The organism is Actinoallomurus rhizosphaericola (assembly GCF_024055675.1).
GTDB classification, from domain to species: domain Bacteria; phylum Actinomycetota; class Actinomycetes; order Streptosporangiales; family Streptosporangiaceae; genus Actinoallomurus; species Actinoallomurus soli.
Map to the genome: position 1 here is coordinate 297802 of NZ_JAMXMW010000010.1, position 16194 is coordinate 313995.

Genomic DNA, 16194 nt, shown 5'->3' on the forward strand with positions numbered 1-16194 from the left:
GGCTTCCATGGTCGTCATTTCCGGGCCCATCGGAACGACGTGGTGAGGACCGACCAGCATGACAGAGGGTGAAGACCTCTGCCGGGTGACGATCGATGGCCCGCAACGCCGGCTGGACCTCGCTCTTCCCGTCGATGTGCCGTTCGCCGATCTGCTTCCCCTGATCCTCGACTATTCGGGCCGGGACCTCGCCGAGGCGGGCCTCGAACACGACGGCTGGGTGCTGCAGCGCCTGGACGAGGCGCCGATCCAGGAGGCGATGACACCCGCCCAGATCGGGCTCACTCACGGTGAGGTGCTGTTCCTGCGGCCGGCGATGCGGCAGTTCCCCGAGCTGTCCGTCGATGAGACCGGCCGGCGGGGGGAGGACGTCGAGGGGCCTTCGCCGGACTGGTCGTACGGCTACATCCTGACCGTCGCCGCGTCGGTGCCCTCCGCCGCGGTCATCCTGCTGCTCCTCGGTGGCCCGCCGTGGGGCGCGCCGGCGGTCGTGGCGGCCGTGCTCTCTCTCGTGCTGATCTCCGTGGCCGCCGTCGCATGCCGCTTCGAGAGGACGGCCGGCGTCGGAGCGGTGTGCGGGCTGGGCGCCGTCCCCCCCGCGTTCCTCGCCGGCTTCCTGGCCACCCTCGACACTCCGTCGATCGTCCGGGCGGGCCCTGAGCAGCTGTTGCTCGGCCTGTCCGCGACCGGCCTGATCGCGGTGCTCGCCGCGGCGGTGACCGCTCGCCTCATCACGGTGTTCGCCGCCGTCGTGGGAACCGCGGTCGTGGGCGCGGCGGCGGCCGGTCTCGCCCTCGCCGTTCCCCGATTCTCCGCCGCGGAGGTCGCGGCGCTCACTCTCGCCGTCGTGCTGCCCGGCCACCGGCTGTTCCAGGCCGTGATCCGGCGAATCCACACGCCCATGCCCCAGGTCCCGGCCGGCTTGGAGGACACACCGGGGGAGCCGGCCCGTGCGCGCGTCGAGCGGCTCACGGAGGAACTGCTCACCGGAGCGGCCGTCGCGGTGACCGCCGCCGTCTTCGCCGGCGACGGCGTCATGTCGTTCACGGCCCGCTGGCCCGCGAGGGTGACGTGTGCGGTCGTCGCGGCGACGGCCCTCGCGCGGGTGCGCTCCGCCCACGATGACGTTCAGCGCCTCGCGTTCGCCCTCGCCGGAACGTCCGGCTTGATCTGGCTCGGCGTCGGCTTCTCCGATGGTCATGGGAGTCTGCCCGCCATCCTCTCCGTCGCCGTCCTCGTCGCCGGCGCGGCGGCGATCCTTCCCGCCTGCCTGTGGTCGCGCGACCGCCGACGCGCCGAACGCGGCCGGCGCCCGGTGCCCGTCGGCCTGCCACCGGGACCGTTCCCGCTGTCCCGAACGGTCGGCATCGCCGAGGTCATGCTGACCGCGGCGGTCATCCCGCTGGCCCTGACGGTCGCGGGGGTCTTCACCGGTTGACCGCCGCGGGACGGCCGATCGAGGCCGGGCTACTTCTGCGCGGCTTCCTTCTCGATGACGGCCAGCTCGACGCAGTTACCGCCGTTGCCACCGCTGCGGCTGCTCTTGCGCCAGGTGCCGCTGTTCACGACCATCGCTCCTCCAACACCCTGCGGATGAAGTCCCTCGACGCGTCGACGGGCAGGGCTCTCGACCGTATCGCCTCGTATGCGTCGGACAGAGCCTGAATGTCCTCGACATCGTCGATGGTAAGTCCGCGGATCACCGTGTCCATGTACCCCAACTCACTTCTGTCCGGCAGGGTAGCGATGGCGAACGCGCCAGCAGTGCCGGACGGGCGCAACGGACCGGGGACGATGTGGACGGAGATCGATCGCTGAGGCGTTCGCGCTCATCCTGAGCGGGAAGGAGGCGGTGTTCCATGGCGATGCCGATCGACGAGGCTGAGGCGGGTCGCCTGCGTGCGGCCCTTGCCGAATCACTCGCCCGCGAAGGCGTGCTCCCCGATCCGGGGTGGCGAGCCGCGGTGGAGAAGGTTCCTCGGCACACGTTCGTGCCCGGCTTCTACCTGCCCGCCGAGCAGCGGGACGCCGACGGCCTGACGGTGTGGGAGCCGGTCACCGCCGAGCTCGACCGGGACCGCTGGCTGCACGCCGCCTACTCCGACACCACCCTGGTCACGCAGTTCGACGGAGACGAAGCCGACTGGAAGGAGCCCGCCTCCCGCTACGGCGGTAGCCCGACCTCCTCCTCCACGCTTCCGTCTCTGGTCATGCGGATGTGGGCCGATGCGGATCTGCGGGATGGGCACAGGATCCTGGAGATCGGCACCGGCACCGGCTACTCGACGGCGCTCGCCTGCGAACGGCTCGGCTCGGAGGCCGTCACCTCCATCGACGTCGACGGCCGGCGCCTCGATCAGGCCGCCGCCGCCCTGTACGGCTGCGGTTACAACCCGCCCCTCGCCGTCGCCGACGGGCTGTACGGGTACTGGCCTGAAGCACCTGTCGACCGGATCGTTGCGGCCTGCTCGTTCCGTACCGTCCCGCCCGCCCTGATAGCTCAGACCCGGCCGGGCGGGAAGATCCTCATCACCCTCAGCGGCTGGCTGTACGGGTACGCCCGTGTCCTGCTCACCGTCATCGACCGGCACACCGCGCGGGGATCCCTACTGCCCGGGACCATCTCGTTCATGGCGGCGCGCACACACGCCGCTCCCGCGTTCGGGAACCCCGCCCACTGGGTCGCCGACCTGCCTGAGCGCCCCCGAGTCGCCCGGCACCACCCTGACCGGATCACCAGCCCTACCGAGCAGGCGTTCCACCTCCGCTTTCTCGCGCAGTCCGCCGTGCCGTACGCCCAGCTGACCGTCGTGGGAGACGTCCTGCACCTCGTCGACGTCGTCAGCGGTTCGGCCGCCACCCTCACTCCGGCCGGGGATGACTGGCAGGTGCGCGAGGTCGGCCGGGTCAAGCTGTGGGAACGAATCGAAAGGATCCTGGACGCCTATGACGGGGCGGGCGAGCCGACGCCGGAAACCTTCTCTCTCCAGGTCACCAGGGGAGAGCAGCGCCTGCGACATCCGCTGATGCCGGGCCTGACGTTGTCCCCCGGTGACCTCTTCGAGCAGTCGTTCCCGGGGGTCGGGTAGCCGATCCGCCGGGCTGCCAGCGCCCCGTGCTTTCGCAGGTGCCGACGGCCTTCGGTTCAGCCCTCTGGAGGTGCGGGCGTCGTCATGACGCGGCGCCAGACCTCGATGGTCGTCTCGGCGGCCCGCGCCAACTGGTCGTCGGGGGCTCGGGAGGCCTGGTAGAAGGTCCGCTCGGTCATCCAGCACAGGGCGCGGGCCAGGGCCGTGGCGTCCTGCGGCCCGTCCCCGTCGGGCACGCCCGCACGTGCGAGCACGCCGCGCATCGTCGCGGCGAACGACTCCACGGTCTCGTCCCACGCGGCGCCGATGTCAGCGTGCGCGGTGCCGTACTCGACGGCGGCGCGCATCACCGTGCCGTGGTCGCGCCACATCTTCTCGACGCTCTCGACCGCCCGCTCCATGGCGTCGATCGGTGATGACGCCAGATCCTCGGCGGTGATCGACGCCTCTTGGCGGATCTCGGCCATCGTGCGGCGGACCAGCGCCGCGAGCACCTCGTGCTTGGAACCGAAGTAGAAGTACATCGATCCGCGGGAGATGCCGGCCCCGCGGGCGATCGCATCGACCGTCATCCGCTCCAGGCCGGTCTGTTCGAGGAGAACCTCGGCCGCGTCGAGGAGCGCCTGCTCCCGCCGGTCCCCCTTGCTCGGAGCGCCAGTTCGCCTGCCCATCGTCCCCTCCCTGCCCCTCGACGAGACTACCGTATTCTACGCAGTGCAGATAAAAATCTGCACCGTGTAGAGTCGGGGTCATGGACAGGACATTTCTGATCACCGGGGTCAGCAGCGGTCTGGGCCGGGCCATCGCCTCCGGGGCCCTCCGTGCCGGTCACACCGTCGTCGGGACGGTGCGCAAGCAGGCCGACGCGGAGGAGTTCGCGGCCCTGAGCCCCGAACGCGCGCACGCACGCCTCCTCGACGTCACCGACGAGGCCGCGGTCCACTCCGTCGTGGAGGAGGTGGAGGCCTCCGTCGGCGCCATCGACGTACTGATCGCCAACGCCGGCTACGGCGTGGAGGGGACCTTCGAGGAGACGCCGCTGAGCGAGCTCCGCGCCCAGTTCGACGTCAACGTGTTCGGCGCCGCCGCGACCGTACGGGCCGTCCTGCCGTACATGCGCGAGCGCCGACGCGGGCACATCCTCGCGGTGACCTCGATGGGCGGCCTGGCCGGTTTCCCCGGCGTCTCGGCGTACTGCGGCAGCAAGTACGCGCTCGAAGGCATCCTCGACGCGGTCCGGAAGGAGGTCGGCGGGTTCGGCATCCGTGTCACCGCCATCGAGCCCGGGTCCTTCCGCACCGACTGGGCCGGACGCTCGATGGTCCGCGTGCCGCGCAGCGTTCCCGACTACGACGAGATCTTCGAGCCGATCCGCGCGGCCCGGCAGGCGGCCAGCGGCAGCCAGCTCGGCGACCCCGACAAGGCGGCGGCGGCCGTCCTGCGCATCCTCGACGAGCCCGACCCGCCCGCCCACCTGGTGCTCGGTTCCGACGCGTTGCGCCTCGTACGCGCCGCACGAGCGGATCTGGACAAGGATCTGGACACGTGGGAGGAGCTCTCCCGCTCGACCGACTTTTCCGACGGCCACCAGATCGCCTAGCGCCTCGGACGGCGACCCCACCCGCTCCCATTCCCTGAGCCGGTCAGCCTTTCCAGAACTGAGCGTACGGACAGGAGAAAATCCGTAGTCAGGGATCTGATGGCCGTTTCCACCTACATTTGAGCTGGTCAACGACGTGCGCACGGCATATCCATCACATACTGACAGGCGACGATTGCGGCGTGTAATGTGACGAACGGCAAAGAAGTGGGCGAACAGTGAGACATGAGCGTTATCTGCCCGATAGTGTGCCGCATGCGCCGCTGATGACCAGTCTCGCGGCGCTCTCAGACCTACTTCCCTTCGCTGGAGGTACTGCATGCGCCTGAAAAGGGCGACTCTCACTTTCGCCGGCGCGACGGCCGCTCTCGCCGTCACCACCATGGCCGCGTCCCCCGCGTGGGCCTGCAACGACCGTGATCCCGGGCTGAAGCTCTCGGTCAAGTGCAGCGCGAACGGCCAGCCGACCTGGACGGTCAGCAACCCGAACCCCTTCTTCGTGCCGTTCACCTGGAGCGAGGGCAAGCGCGAGCCCATGAGCCCCAGGATCTTCGCACCCGGCCGCAGCGACGTCACGCTGAAGGGTCACCCCTCAGTGGTGATCGTGGTGGCCTATAACCCCGAGACCAGGGCAGTCTGGCAGCGGCACGGCGCGTTCGGGGTGAAGCACTGCGCCGCGGCCCCGACCCCGCCGAAGAAGCCCCACAAGCCGTCGAAGCCGGGCGCCCCCAAGCCCAGCCCGAAGCCGACCAAGACCAGCGCCAAGCCGCAGAAGGCGACGCCGGCCCCGGCCGCGCCCACCGGCGAGGCCCGCCCGGCGACGCCGGTCAAGGCGCAGCCGAAGTTCACCGGCTGACGTACGAACGCTGAACCGTCGGCCACGGGAGGGCGCGATCCCGAGGACGACGGACGCTCGCAGACGGTCCGGGAAGGCATGTCCCAGGACCGGCCGGCGAACGAACGCTCACAGGCGGCCCGGGAAGGCGCGTTCCCGGGCCGTCCGCGTGTCCTCCAACCCGTGATTCGCTAAGGAGCGAGACCGATGTCCATCAGCACGGCCGTGTCCCGGCCCCGCTGGGCGGCCGCGACGATCGGCGTCGCCCTCGTTGTCACGCTGACCGGCTGCGGCGGCGGCTCCGCCCACCCGAACAAGAAGACGCCGGCGGCGGGAACGAACTCGACGGCGGCCGCCTCGAATGCGGCGAACTTCGGCGACGGCCCGAGCACGATCGCCACCGCGCGTACGAAGACGGTGCAGATCTACCAGAACCCCGGGGACGCCGAGCCGAGCATGCGGTTGAAGAACCCCAACCCGGACGGCGTCACACGGGTCTTCCTTGTCATCGGCACCCAGCCCGGCTGGCTGCACGTCCTGCTGCCGGCGCCGCCGAACGGCAGCCAGGGCTGGATCGCCGCGAAGGACGTCACCACGGCCAAGACCAGCTACTGGGTCCAGGTGCTGCAGTCCAAGCACCGCGTGAAGGTGTACCAGGGCAAGAAGGTGCTGATCGACACCCCGGCCGCGATCGGCAAGGCCGACACCCCGACCCCCGGCGGCCGCTACTACCTCACCGAACTGCTCCAGGCGCCGAACCCCAAGGGCGCGTACGGCCCGTACGCCTACGGCCTGAACGGTTACTCCACGACGCTCACCCAGTTCAACGGCCAGGACCCCATCATCGGCATCCACGGCACGAACGAGCCCAAGTCGCTCGGCACCTCCGTCAGCCACGGCTGCGTACGGGTCGGCAACGACGTCATCACCAAGATGGCGAAGATGCTGCCGCTCGGCACCCCGGTGCAGATCGCGTCCTAACCGCCGGAAATCAGCGGTGATCCCGCCATCCCCGCACGTACGCTCGGATCGAGTGATCGGCGGAGGTGGTCGTGGGAGAGCTCCGGTGCGAGGTCACGGACTTCGACGGTCCGGCCCGGTGGCGGTGGGTGCTCACCGGCCCGGGCGGCCGGTTCCTCGGTGACCACGACGTACGGCTCGACGAGACGGACTGGCGGTACGAGGCGTTCACCGACCTGCGGTCCTATCTGCTGTGGCACACGGCGCCGGACCGGCGGATGGAGCAGGAGACGCGGATCGTCGCCGAGGTCGGGGCGTGGCTGGGCGAGCAGGTGTTCGGCCCGCTCGGCGCGGCGATGGTCCGCGAGCGGCCCGCGACGGTACGGATCGTCGTGCCCGCCGAGGCCCGGACGCTGGCGTTCCGGCCGTTCGAACTCGCCCACGTCGACCGCCGCCCGCTCGCGCTGCGGAACGTCACGCTCGTCACGCAGGTCGGCGCCGGGCCGAGGGATTCTGAGAAGGGCGTACGGGAGCGGCTGCGCGTGCTGGGGCTGTTCAGCCTGCCGACCGGGCACCGGCCGCTGAACCTGCGCCGTGAGCGTCAGGCGCTGTCCCGGCTGTTCCAGGAGCTCGCCGCCGTGCACGGCCGGGCCGTCGACGTCCGCGTCCTGCAGTACGGCGCGACGCGCGAGCGGCTGCGCGAGGTCCTGGAGGAGGACGAGGGCTGGGACGTCGTCCACATCTCCGGCCACGGTGAGCCCGGCGAGCTGCTGCTGGAGCACGCCGACGGATCCGCCGACCCGATCGACGCCGCCGACCTGACCGACCTGCTGGATCTGGCGCGGGAACGGCTGTCGCTGGTCAGCCTGTCCTCCTGCTGGTCGGGCGCGCTCACCGCCGCCGAACAGCTGCGTCTGCTGAAGCTGACCCCACCTCCCGCGCTCACCGACGAACGCTCCACCGCCGCGCCGGCCCCGGAGCGCCCGGCGGCCGCGCTGGCGACCGAACTGGTGGACCGGCTCGGCTGCGCCGTACTCGCGATGCGCTTTCCGATCATCGACGACTTCGCCATCGACCTGGCGGAGAAGCTGTACGGGCTGCTCGCCGGGAAGGGACAGCCGCTGCCGCGCGCGCTCGGCACGGCCCTCCGCGAGGTGGTCGCGGATCCCCCGACGCCCGCCTGTCCCCCGCTGTCGGTGGCGACCCCGGCGCTGTTCGGCGCGCACGCCGTAGATCTGCGGCTGGTCGCTCCGCCTCGTACCGAACCGGAGTCCTACGACCCGTGGGGGCTCAAACTGGCCGGTCTTCCCGATCAGCCGGACCGTTTCGTCGGGCGCGTCGGTGTCATGGCTCGATCGAGCGGCGCGCTCGCCCCGCGCAGCGGTGCGTCCGGCGTGCTCCTGCACGGCATGCCCGGTGCGGGCAAGACCGCGTGCGCACTCGAACTCGCCTACACCCACGAGGACGCGTTCGAGCGCCTCATCTGGTTCAAGACGCCCGACGAGGGACGCGACATCACCGACGCGCTGACCCGGTTCGCCATCGCGCTGGAGTCGGCGCTGCCGGGACTGACGTTCGCGCATCTGGTGGACGACGCCGAACGGCTGAAGCCGTTCCTGCCCCGGCTCACCGAACTCGCCGAACGACGGCGGCTGCTCATCGTGGCCGACAACATCGAGTCCCTGCTCACCGAGTCCGGAGGCTGGCGCGACCCGCGCTGGCGCGCCGTCGTCGCGGCGCTGACGGCCCACTCCGGCCTGAGCCGGCTCGTGCTGACCAGCCGGAGGCTTCCCGAGGACCTGGACCGCCGGATCCGCGTCGAGCCGATCGACGCCCTCCCGCTGGACGAGGCGCTGCTGCTGGCGCGGGAGCTGCCCGCGCTGAACCGACTGATCGAGGGGACGGCCGAGGGGATCGACGCCGACGCCGCGCAGCGGCTGGCCGTACGGGTGCTGGAGTCCGCCCAGGGCCATCCGAAGCTCCTGGAGCTGGCCGACGGCCAGGCGTCCGACCCGGACCGGCTCCGCACCCTGGTGGCGATCGCACGGGACACCTGGCAGCGAACCTCCGTCTCGCCTGAGAGCTTCTTTCGCACCGGCGTGGCCGACGCCACCGGCGACGACTACCTGCACGCCCTCGGCGCGTGGACGCGCACCCTGCTCGGCGGGTTAGCGCCGGCCGAACGCGACGCCTTCCTGTTCCTGTGCTGCGTGGAGGAGAGCGATTGGATCGGCCTGGTGCTCGAGGAGGTCTGGAAACCTCTGTGGGCGCGCCTGAACCGTCCGGATGAGCCGCCCCCGCTCGATGAGGCGCTGTCCCGGCCGGTGAGGCTGGGCATGGTCTCCCGGCACCGCGCCGGCGACTCGGCGTCCCCGTCCTATGCCGTCCATCCGGGCATCGTCGCGGCAGGACGCCCGGCGGCGGGTGAGGCGTTCCGGCGAACCGTCGACGGGCTGATGGCCGAGTGGTGGTTCCGCTTCACCTCCAAGGCGGAGGAACACGAGTACGCGGCGACGGGCGGCGGCGCGATCGCACGAGCCGGAATCGCCTCCGTTCCGTATCTCATGCGCCTCGGCGAATGGAAAGTGGCCGGGTGGCAACTCGAGCAGACCCTGATGCGGGATCGAGCACGCACGACGCTGGTGGCGATGCTTCCGCTCGTCCGCGAGATCTTCGCCGCCACCAAGGGCACCGAGGACGAGCCGGCGATCGCCCGTCTGCACGCCGCGACGCTGGAGGACATCGACCCACAGGCGGCGGAACGGCAGCTCCTCAGAGTCCGTGAGGACGCCCTCGCGGCGGGAAGGCATCGGCTGGCCGCAGCGGTGATCTCGGATCTGTCCCGGTACGCCCAGCGGGCCGGTCGGCTGAGCGAGGCGCTGGCGTATGCCGAGGAGGTCGTCGAGCATGGGCGGCTCGCCGGTCTCGGTCCCTGGACGCAGGTGTCCAATCAGGTCGACCGGCTGCGGTTGCAGTGGGCGATCGGGACGGCGGAGGAGGTGATGGACGAGACCGAGAGGCTCTGGGAATCGACGCTCACCCTGCCGGAGACGGGGGACGAGTCGGAGGGGGTCGTCGTGTGGGTGTGCCGGGAAGAGCTGCTGAGACTCCGAGAGGGGTTGGCCAAGGAGCTGGGAGACCGGGAACGGGGGATGGAGCTCAATGCCGAGATCATCGCGTCGATGCGGCAGAGAGGCGCTCCGGACCACGTGATCGCGGACGTACAGCTCGATCGTTGTTCCTATCTGCTCCCGCTCGGCCGCGTCGATGAGGTTCTGCGTCTCCTCCAGAAATGCCGGCTCGCCTTCGAGCACGCTCAGGACCTGTCCGGGCTCGCCCAGGTCCTTTCCATGCTCGCCTTCGTCGAGTACAACCGCGGCCGCACGACGGTGGCCCTCCACCTGGGACGCGACGCCGTTCGCTACACCTACCTCGGCAGGGACCTCTGGTATACGGGGCAGCGGCACCTCGAACTCGGCGAGTACCTCCGGTCGAACGGAGACCAGGACCACGCGCAGGCGCATCTCCTGGCCGCCGCGCTCATTCAGACGATCACCGGCGGCGACAGACGGAGGTACCTCCGTGCTGCGGCTGCGGTTCTGACGGCCCCCGTCCCGGCCGACCTCGCGGAGCTCTGTGAGCGCGTCGCGGAGACTCCCGGTATCGACCTCGAAGAACTGATCACGCAGCTGGTCCCCGACCGAGCCGCGGCCCAGGACCTGTACGCGCGAACGGTCGCCGAAGCCTGGGCGCTGTGCCTCCCCGTTACGTTCGCGGCGTGGGATCCGGTGATCGCCGGACTGGTCGCCGCGGTCCGCGATGACGACCCGGTGGCGGACGCGCTCCTGCGGGACACCCTGGCCGAGGCCGAGCGGTCCGAGGACTGGCACCCGCTGGCCCAGCGGGTGTGGCGGGTCCGGGCCGGTGCCCGTGGTCCCGAGGTGATGGACGGCCTCGACCCCGTCGAGACCGCCGTCGTCCGGCGCGCGATCGGCGCGCTGAACGGCGAGGTCGAGATACCGCGCGAGCTGTGGCGGGTGATGTGGTGGGGCGGTCTGCTCGGCGGTCTCGTCGCCGCCTGCCGGGGCCAGCGGGAGATGGCCGAGGAGACCCGGCACCGTCTCGCCCTGCTCGCGCAGGAGCCCGGTTGGGCCGCCGTGGCGGAGGTGCTCCAGCGGATACTCTCCGGGGCCCGTGGTTCCGCGCTGGCGGCGTCGCTCGCGGATCCGGTCGACCGTGCCGTGGTCGCCACGGTGCTGCACCATGTGAACGCCGACGAACCGGAGGATGCATGATCGACGATCGGATCGCCGCGCTGGCGGACGGTGAGGCCGTGACGGTGTTGCGGCTGGTGCTGGAGCGGCAGGGGGTGCCGGTGGACTCCGCGTCGCTGCGGCGGACGGAGCAGCACCTCGCCGAGGCCGTGACGGGCGCCGAGGGGCTGGCCGAGCCGGATCCGGACGCCACGCCGGGGGCGCTCGCCCGTACGGCGCTGGCGCATCTCGCCGGCGGGGACGAGGCGACGCGGGAGCTCGTCGAGCGGGCGATCGCCGTGCAGGCCGGGTCGCGGGAGCGGTTCGACCCCGCCACGCTCGGCGTCGGGGCGCTCGTGCTGCTGGCGTTCCGGACCGACGTCCGCCTCGAACGCGACCCCGAGAAAGGGTGGACGTTCAAGCTGCACACCAAGCGGCTCGGGGACTCCTCCGTCGGAAAGCTGCTGAGCCAGCTCTTCGGGGTCTACCTCAAACGCTGATTCCGGTCATTACACCTCCGCTTCGTGTTAGGTCCGCTGCTCTCCGGGTACCCCTGCGCACCAACCCCGACGAAGAACGGTTCAACGCGGAAGAAAGGGTGCAGGCATGGCGAGCGGCGTCCGTCCTCCCACGAAGAGCCCGTCTGATAGGTCTACGGAGCACGACGAGTCGACCGGCGAGCTCGTCGGCAAGGCGACACGGCAGCTCAGCGAGCTGGTCCACCAGGAGCTGGCGCTGGCGAAGGCCGAGCTGACCGAGAAGGGCAAGGAGGCGGGACGCGGCGCCGGGCTGTTCGGCGGCGCCGGCACCGTGGCCTTCTACGGCGGCGCCACGCTCGTCGGCGCGGCGGTCGCGGCCCTCGCGGTCGCGCTGCCGGTCTGGGCGGCCGCCCTGATCGTCGGCGCGGTGCTGCTGGCGATCGCCGGGCTCCTGGCCGCCGCGGGGCGGTCACGGATGCGCCGGGCGACGCCACCCGTACCCGAGCAGGCCGCCGAATCCGTGAAGACCGATGTGCACGAGATCAAGGACCACCTCAAGGAAAGGCACGCGTGATGAGTGACTCCCCGACGGCGGGCGGCGCCGAAGAGAACGCGAAGAAAAAGGCACAGGCCGGTGACCAGGAGGAGCTGAGGGCCGACATCGAGCGGACCCGGGAGGAGCTGGGCGAGACGGTCGAGGCGCTGGCGGAGAAGGCCAACGTGCCCGCGCGGGTCCGGGGCAAGGCGACCCAGCTGCGCGAGCAGGCCACCGACACGTTCGGAACCCTGACGCAGACGGTGCGCGAGAAGGCTCCGCAGCTGCGCGACCAGGCGACCGGCACGATCGGGACGCTGACGCAGACCGTACGCGAGAAGGCCCCACACCTGCGCGAACAGGCGACCGGGACCATCGGGACGCTCACGCAGACCGTGCGCGAGAAGGCCCCGCAGGTGCGGGAGCAGGTGGCGGGACCGGTGGCCAAGGTGGGTCAGGCCGTGCCCGAGCCCGCACGGCGAACGGTGGCGCGCACCGGACGGCAGGCGACGCGGGCCGCGGGTGAGCGGCCCGAGGCCCTCTACGCCGCGGCCGCGGTGTGCGTGGCGGCCGGCGTGTGGCTGTGGCGCCGGGGGCGCAAGCGCCGCTGACGACACGACTCCGCCCGGCGATCGGATGTCATGAGACCCGGTCGCCGGGCGGTCCAGTCTTCGCGGAACCGCCGAGGGTCTCCGTGGCGCCGGTGACGAAGACCCTCGGCGGAGATGGCGGTGGTGCCGCCTATCCGTGCTTGGCGGCCTCGTACTTGTCGATGGCCAGCCCGAGCTGCGCGTACTTCTCGCTGTAGGCGACCGGGTGGGCGCCCGGAGCGGTCGGCGGGCGGTTCGGGTCGATGTACTGGTTCCCCAGGTTCGAGAACACCACGATGATGTAGTTACGACCCCGCTTACCCGGCAGCGACCGTACGATGCCGGCGTCGCTGCCCGAGTTGGAGACCAGGCCGGTCTTGTGGGCGAACGTCACCTCGGCCTTGGCGTTGCACGGCCGTACGTCGTGCTGGTAGGCGTCGCCGTCGACCGTGACGGTGCCGTCCGCGGCGATCCACCGGGACGGGACGAGCTGCGGGATGCCGGGCGCCGGGTAGTCCGCGCCGCACCAGTTCACCGTCGACAGGACGTCGTTCATGCCCTGCTCGGAGAGCTCCTTCTTGAAGAGCTCCCGCGAGGACCTGCTCAGCACGTCCCGGGTGACGGCCTTGCCGTTGGGCGCGGTCCACACCGTGCCGGGCGCGCCGTTGATGAGCGCGAGCAGCTTGGCGGTGTCCAGGGAGCTCATCGTGACCGGGTTGCTCCAGTGCCCGCCGTTGGCCGGGTTGGTCTCCTTGACCTGGAGCGTCTCCAGGCCCAGGTCCTGGAACGTCTGGTTCAGGTCGTTGACCGCGTCGTGGTCCCACAGCATCTTCATCAGCGCGCACGAGGCCGCGTTCGACGACCAGGTGATCGACGCGTCGATGTAGTTGCGGATCGTGTCGCTGCTCGCCCCGCCGCACAGCGAGCTGATGCTGGTCGGGTTGTAGTTGTAGGTGTCGTCCAGGTTGACGACGCCCTTGTCGACGAGCCGCAGCACGCCGAAGTTGATCATCAGCTTCAGGACCGACGCCGGGTAGGGCAGCATGAAGTCGGTCGAGGCGTTCTCCCGGCCCGGGACCACGTCGATCGTGCCCTGACCGTGGTTGGTGTACCAGCCCGAGTCGTCCCACTGCCGCCAGCGCACGTCGCTGGTGTGGAAGTTCTTGTCGACCGGGATGACCTTGCCGTGCGGGTACTGCGGGCTCATCAGCACCGTGCCCGACGACACCGGCCGGTTGTGCCGGTCCAGCTCGATGACGGTCGCGTCGAACTGCGGCTGCTGGGAGATCGGCTGCGCGTCCGTGGCGGCGGCGAGCAGCCGCGCCTGCTGCTGCGATGTCTGCGCGTCCTTGTCGACGGAGTTCGCCCGCAGCGCGCGGGCCGCGGCCGCGGTGGTGACCGGGTCGGTGTCGAGGACGTCCTGGAGCCGCAGGCCGTCCATCGTCTGCTGAAGCTTGTTCGCGATCTCGCTTACGGAGTCGTCCTTGTGCCTGACCGCCGCCTGGGCCGGCGCGAAGGTCGCCCCGAGCAGCGCGCCGGCGGCGGCGAGGCACACGACGCTCCGCCCCCACATCCGAGATTTCAACATGATCACGAAAGTAGCTTCAAGATCGTTTCGGCGCGGCCCGAATCGCGGATTTCGACAATCTTGTTACGCGGTCCCGGCGCGGCCTGCGACCGCGCCGGGACCGGGATCAGGAGAACCAGCGGTGGGGATGCCGGGTCAGGCTGTAGCCGGCGACGCCCGCGACGGCGGCCAGCACGCCGCCGCCGATCGTCCACCACCAGCGCGTCGACGGCCAGGAGAACCAGCTCCTGGCGCGCTGCAGCGGCTTCGGCGCGGAGCTGACCGCCGAGGGCTCCACCGAGGGCGCGGCGTCCGGGGCCAGCGTGGCGCCCGGGTTGACCGCGGGAGACAGCGGCGCCTTCAGGTGGGCGCCCTGCGGCTCGGCGTTCCCGTGCTTCGCGCTGATCCGCAGCCGTACGTCGATCGGCAGGCCGAGACCCTGCTCCGGCAGGTCGGTCGCCGACAGCCGTACGTAGTAGGTGCCCGGCAGCGGATCGCTGGACCAGGGTTCGGCCCAGGAGCGGATCTGCCGCAGCGTGCACTGCAGCGCGACCTTGGCCGCGCCGGACTGCGCGGTCACGGTCTGCGGACCGGCTGTGCACGCCTGCCGGCGGCGCAGCCCGTCGAAGACGTCGACGTTCCAGGTCGCGGTGCCGAGTCGGGCCGAGTCGGTGGGCAGCGCGACCGTCACCGCGATCCGGTCGGTCTGCCCCGCCGCCGCGGCGAACGACCAGTACAGGTAGTCGCCGGTCGACGCGGACAGCCGTACGGACTGGCCGGGCTTCACGGTCGTGGCGGTGAGGAACGACGTCCCGGCGGTGCCGATCGTCGTCCGGGGCTTGGGCGAGGACTTCGCAACGGCGAAGGCCGGTCCGGCGGTGGTCAGCGCGAGGGCGGCGATCGCGATCGGGAGGGGCAGGAGCCTGGTGACGCGCACGGTCAGTTCTCCTTCCAGATGGCGATCCGCCAGCGGGCGAGCCAGCCGACGATGAGACCGGCGACCAGGCCGGCGACGGTGAGCACGACGAGCAGCAGCCAGCCGCGGCCGAGGTCCGGACCGCTCGGCGCCGGTGAGGAGGGCACGACGTCGACGGTCAGCTCCAGCGGCATGCCGGGGGTGGTCCGTACGCCGGGCGGCGCGGCGAAGGAGTTGCTCACGATCAGGCAGACGGTGCCCGAGGCGGACCCGGTCGTGCCCGCCGACGCGGACGCGCTCGGCTCCGGCGAGCCGTCCGGGCCCTGGGCGGACCAGCGCAGCCCGGTGGACAGGACGTCGGTGCGCCCGCTGCCCGCGTCCGTGCCCCGGACGAGTTCCTGGCCGTCCTGGGACGTCGCCCGCAGCAGCACCCCGTAGTCGGGGTTCAGCGTACGGTCGAGCGCGACGCTCACGGAGGCGCGCAGCTCCTGCCCCGAGGTGACGGGAACGCGGTAGTAGCGGTGCTCGCCGAACCGCTCGCGGTCGGTGTACACCCCCGGCGACAGCACCGGGGCGTTGGTGCACTGCGCGCCGCCCGCGACCTGCTGCGGGGTCCGCTGGTACGTGCTGCCGGCCCGGTGCACGAGCTGGTTGAGCCGGCTGGTGAGCTGCTGCTGGTGCTGGACGGCGGTGTACGTTCCGCCGGTGGCGTCGGCGATGCAGGTGAGCTGCCGCCGCACCTTGTCGTCCAGGGTGAGGCCCAGGGTGTCGATGACGAGGTGGGTGCCCTGCGCGGCGAGCTCGCGGGCGACGTCGCACGGGTCGGGCGGCGCGCAGGTGTCCTCGCCGTCGGTGATGAGGACGATCCGTCGGGTCGTCTCGCCGGTGCCCAGGTCCTTGGCCGCGGCGCGCAGGGCCAGGCCGATCGGGGTCCAGCCGGTGGGGCGCAGGGTGGCGATGGCGGCCTTCGCCTCGACCTTGTTCACCTGGGCGACCGGGCTGATCTGCTGGGTGTCACGGCAGCCGACGGTCTTGGGGCTGCCGGGGAAGCGGTAGCGCGACCCGAGGACCCGGATGCCGAGCTGGGTCTCGCCCGGCAGGGCGTCGACCACTTCGTCGAAGGACTGCTGGGCCACGGATATGCGGCTTCGCCCGTCGATGTCCCGGGCTCGCATCGAGCCGCTGACGTCCAGGACGAGCTCGACCTTGGGCGGCTCCGTGGCTTTGGCCTTGGCGGCGCGGGCCGGGGGCGCGCCGAACATCGCCAGAGCGGCCAGCATGCACAGCAGGCCGGCCGCGGACCGTCGTCTGATGATCACCCGAGGATCCTAATGATCACCAAACGGCGCGCTAAATCGGCGCGATCCGGG

At 71.2% G+C, this 16194-nt stretch carries 15 protein-coding genes; 9 read left to right on the top strand and 6 right to left on the bottom strand.

Annotated features, from left to right (window positions below; genetic code table 11):
* Nucleotides 1-58: 58 nt before the first annotated feature.
* Nucleotides 59-1438 (top strand): EsaB/YukD family protein, encoded by a 1380-nt coding sequence (locus NE234_RS23505; protein WP_252782655.1) that lies wholly within the window; start codon nt 59-61, stop codon nt 1436-1438.
* A 29-nt stretch (nt 1439-1467) separates the two neighbouring features.
* Here NE234_RS23505 and NE234_RS23510 read toward each other — a convergent pair whose 3' ends face one another.
* Nucleotides 1468-1566, bottom strand: coding sequence for a DUF397 domain-containing protein (locus tag NE234_RS23510; protein WP_252782656.1), 99 nt, complete (start codon nt 1564-1566; stop codon nt 1468-1470).
* A complete protein-coding gene (locus NE234_RS46045) occupies nt 1563-1808 on the bottom strand; it encodes a Scr1 family TA system antitoxin-like transcriptional regulator (protein WP_406567057.1) in 246 nt (81 codons plus the stop codon). The genes NE234_RS23510 and NE234_RS46045 overlap by 4 nt, the downstream gene beginning before the upstream one ends.
* A gap of 51 nt (nt 1809-1859) precedes the next feature.
* Here NE234_RS46045 and tgmC point away from each other — a divergent pair, with 51 nt between their 5' ends.
* Nucleotides 1860-3089 (top strand): ATP-grasp peptide maturase system methyltransferase, encoded by a 1230-nt coding sequence (gene tgmC / locus NE234_RS23515; protein ID WP_252782657.1) that lies wholly within the window; start codon nt 1860-1862, stop codon nt 3087-3089.
* A gap of 56 nt (nt 3090-3145) precedes the next feature.
* Here the strand turns inward: tgmC and NE234_RS23520 are convergent, their stop codons facing one another.
* Nucleotides 3146-3760: a TetR/AcrR family transcriptional regulator gene (locus NE234_RS23520; protein WP_252782658.1), complete on the bottom strand. Its 615-nt coding sequence runs from the start codon at nt 3758-3760 to the stop codon at nt 3146-3148.
* A gap of 80 nt (nt 3761-3840) precedes the next feature.
* Between NE234_RS23520 and NE234_RS23525 the strand changes: the two genes are divergently transcribed.
* From NE234_RS23525 to NE234_RS23555, 7 genes are all read left to right on the top strand, one after another.
* On the top strand, nt 3841-4689 hold the full coding sequence (locus tag NE234_RS23525) for an oxidoreductase (RefSeq protein WP_252782659.1): 849 nt from the start codon (nt 3841-3843) through the stop codon (nt 4687-4689).
* Nucleotides 4690-5008: 319 nt separating this feature from the next.
* Nucleotides 5009-5545, top strand: a complete 537-nt coding sequence (locus NE234_RS23530; RefSeq protein ID WP_252782660.1) for a hypothetical protein — start codon at nt 5009-5011, stop codon at nt 5543-5545.
* Between the two features lie 186 nt (nt 5546-5731).
* Nucleotides 5732-6505, top strand: coding sequence for a L,D-transpeptidase (locus NE234_RS23535; RefSeq protein WP_252782661.1), 774 nt, complete (start codon nt 5732-5734; stop codon nt 6503-6505).
* Nucleotides 6506-6576: 71 nt separating this feature from the next.
* Complete coding sequence (locus NE234_RS23540; protein WP_252782662.1) at nt 6577-10779, top strand: CHAT domain-containing protein; 4203 nt, start codon at nt 6577-6579, stop codon at nt 10777-10779.
* The gene (locus NE234_RS23545) at nt 10776-11237 is read left to right on the top strand and encodes a hypothetical protein (protein ID WP_252782663.1); all 462 of its coding nucleotides are present in this window, start codon (nt 10776-10778) and stop codon (nt 11235-11237) included. Before NE234_RS23540 ends, NE234_RS23545 begins: the two co-directional genes overlap by 4 nt.
* Nucleotides 11238-11343: 106 nt before the next feature.
* Complete coding sequence (locus NE234_RS23550; RefSeq protein ID WP_252782664.1) at nt 11344-11790, top strand: phage holin family protein; 447 nt, start codon at nt 11344-11346, stop codon at nt 11788-11790.
* Complete coding sequence (locus NE234_RS23555) at nt 11790-12362, top strand: DUF3618 domain-containing protein (RefSeq protein WP_252782665.1); 573 nt, start codon at nt 11790-11792, stop codon at nt 12360-12362. Before NE234_RS23550 ends, NE234_RS23555 begins: the two co-directional genes overlap by 1 nt.
* Nucleotides 12363-12492: 130 nt before the next feature.
* Here NE234_RS23555 and NE234_RS23560 read toward each other — a convergent pair whose 3' ends face one another.
* The 3 genes from NE234_RS23560 to NE234_RS23570 form a co-directional block, all read right to left on the bottom strand.
* Nucleotides 12493-13929, bottom strand: coding sequence for a serine hydrolase (locus NE234_RS23560; RefSeq protein ID WP_252782666.1), 1437 nt, complete (start codon nt 13927-13929; stop codon nt 12493-12495).
* Nucleotides 13930-14035: 106 nt separating this feature from the next.
* On the bottom strand, nt 14036-14845 hold the full coding sequence (locus NE234_RS23565; protein ID WP_252782667.1) for a hypothetical protein: 810 nt from the start codon (nt 14843-14845) through the stop codon (nt 14036-14038).
* A 2-nt stretch (nt 14846-14847) separates the two neighbouring features.
* On the bottom strand, nt 14848-16143 hold the full coding sequence (locus NE234_RS23570; protein ID WP_252782668.1) for a VWA domain-containing protein: 1296 nt from the start codon (nt 16141-16143) through the stop codon (nt 14848-14850).
* Nucleotides 16144-16194 lie beyond the last annotated feature (51 nt).

Excerpts from the sequence above, each read along its gene's own strand:
- NE234_RS23505 (WP_252782655.1), top strand. The coding sequence starts at position 59 with ATGACAGAGGGTGAAGACCTCTGCCGGGTGACGATCGATGGCCCGCAA.
- NE234_RS23550 (WP_252782664.1), top strand. The coding sequence starts at position 11,344 with ATGGCGAGCGGCGTCCGTCCTCCCACGAAGAGCCCGTCTGATAGGTCT.
- NE234_RS23560 (WP_252782666.1), bottom strand. The coding sequence starts at position 13,929 with ATGTTGAAATCTCGGATGTGGGGGCGGAGCGTCGTGTGCCTCGCCGCC.
- NE234_RS23545 (WP_252782663.1), top strand. The coding sequence starts at position 10,776 with ATGATCGACGATCGGATCGCCGCGCTGGCGGACGGTGAGGCCGTGACG.
- NE234_RS23555 (WP_252782665.1), top strand. The coding sequence starts at position 11,790 with ATGAGTGACTCCCCGACGGCGGGCGGCGCCGAAGAGAACGCGAAGAAA.
- tgmC (WP_252782657.1), top strand. The coding sequence starts at position 1,860 with ATGGCGATGCCGATCGACGAGGCTGAGGCGGGTCGCCTGCGTGCGGCC.
- NE234_RS23535 (WP_252782661.1), top strand. The coding sequence starts at position 5,732 with ATGTCCATCAGCACGGCCGTGTCCCGGCCCCGCTGGGCGGCCGCGACG.
- NE234_RS23525 (WP_252782659.1), top strand. The coding sequence starts at position 3,841 with ATGGACAGGACATTTCTGATCACCGGGGTCAGCAGCGGTCTGGGCCGG.
- NE234_RS23530 (WP_252782660.1), top strand. The coding sequence starts at position 5,009 with ATGCGCCTGAAAAGGGCGACTCTCACTTTCGCCGGCGCGACGGCCGCT.
- NE234_RS23520 (WP_252782658.1), bottom strand. The coding sequence starts at position 3,760 with ATGGGCAGGCGAACTGGCGCTCCGAGCAAGGGGGACCGGCGGGAGCAG.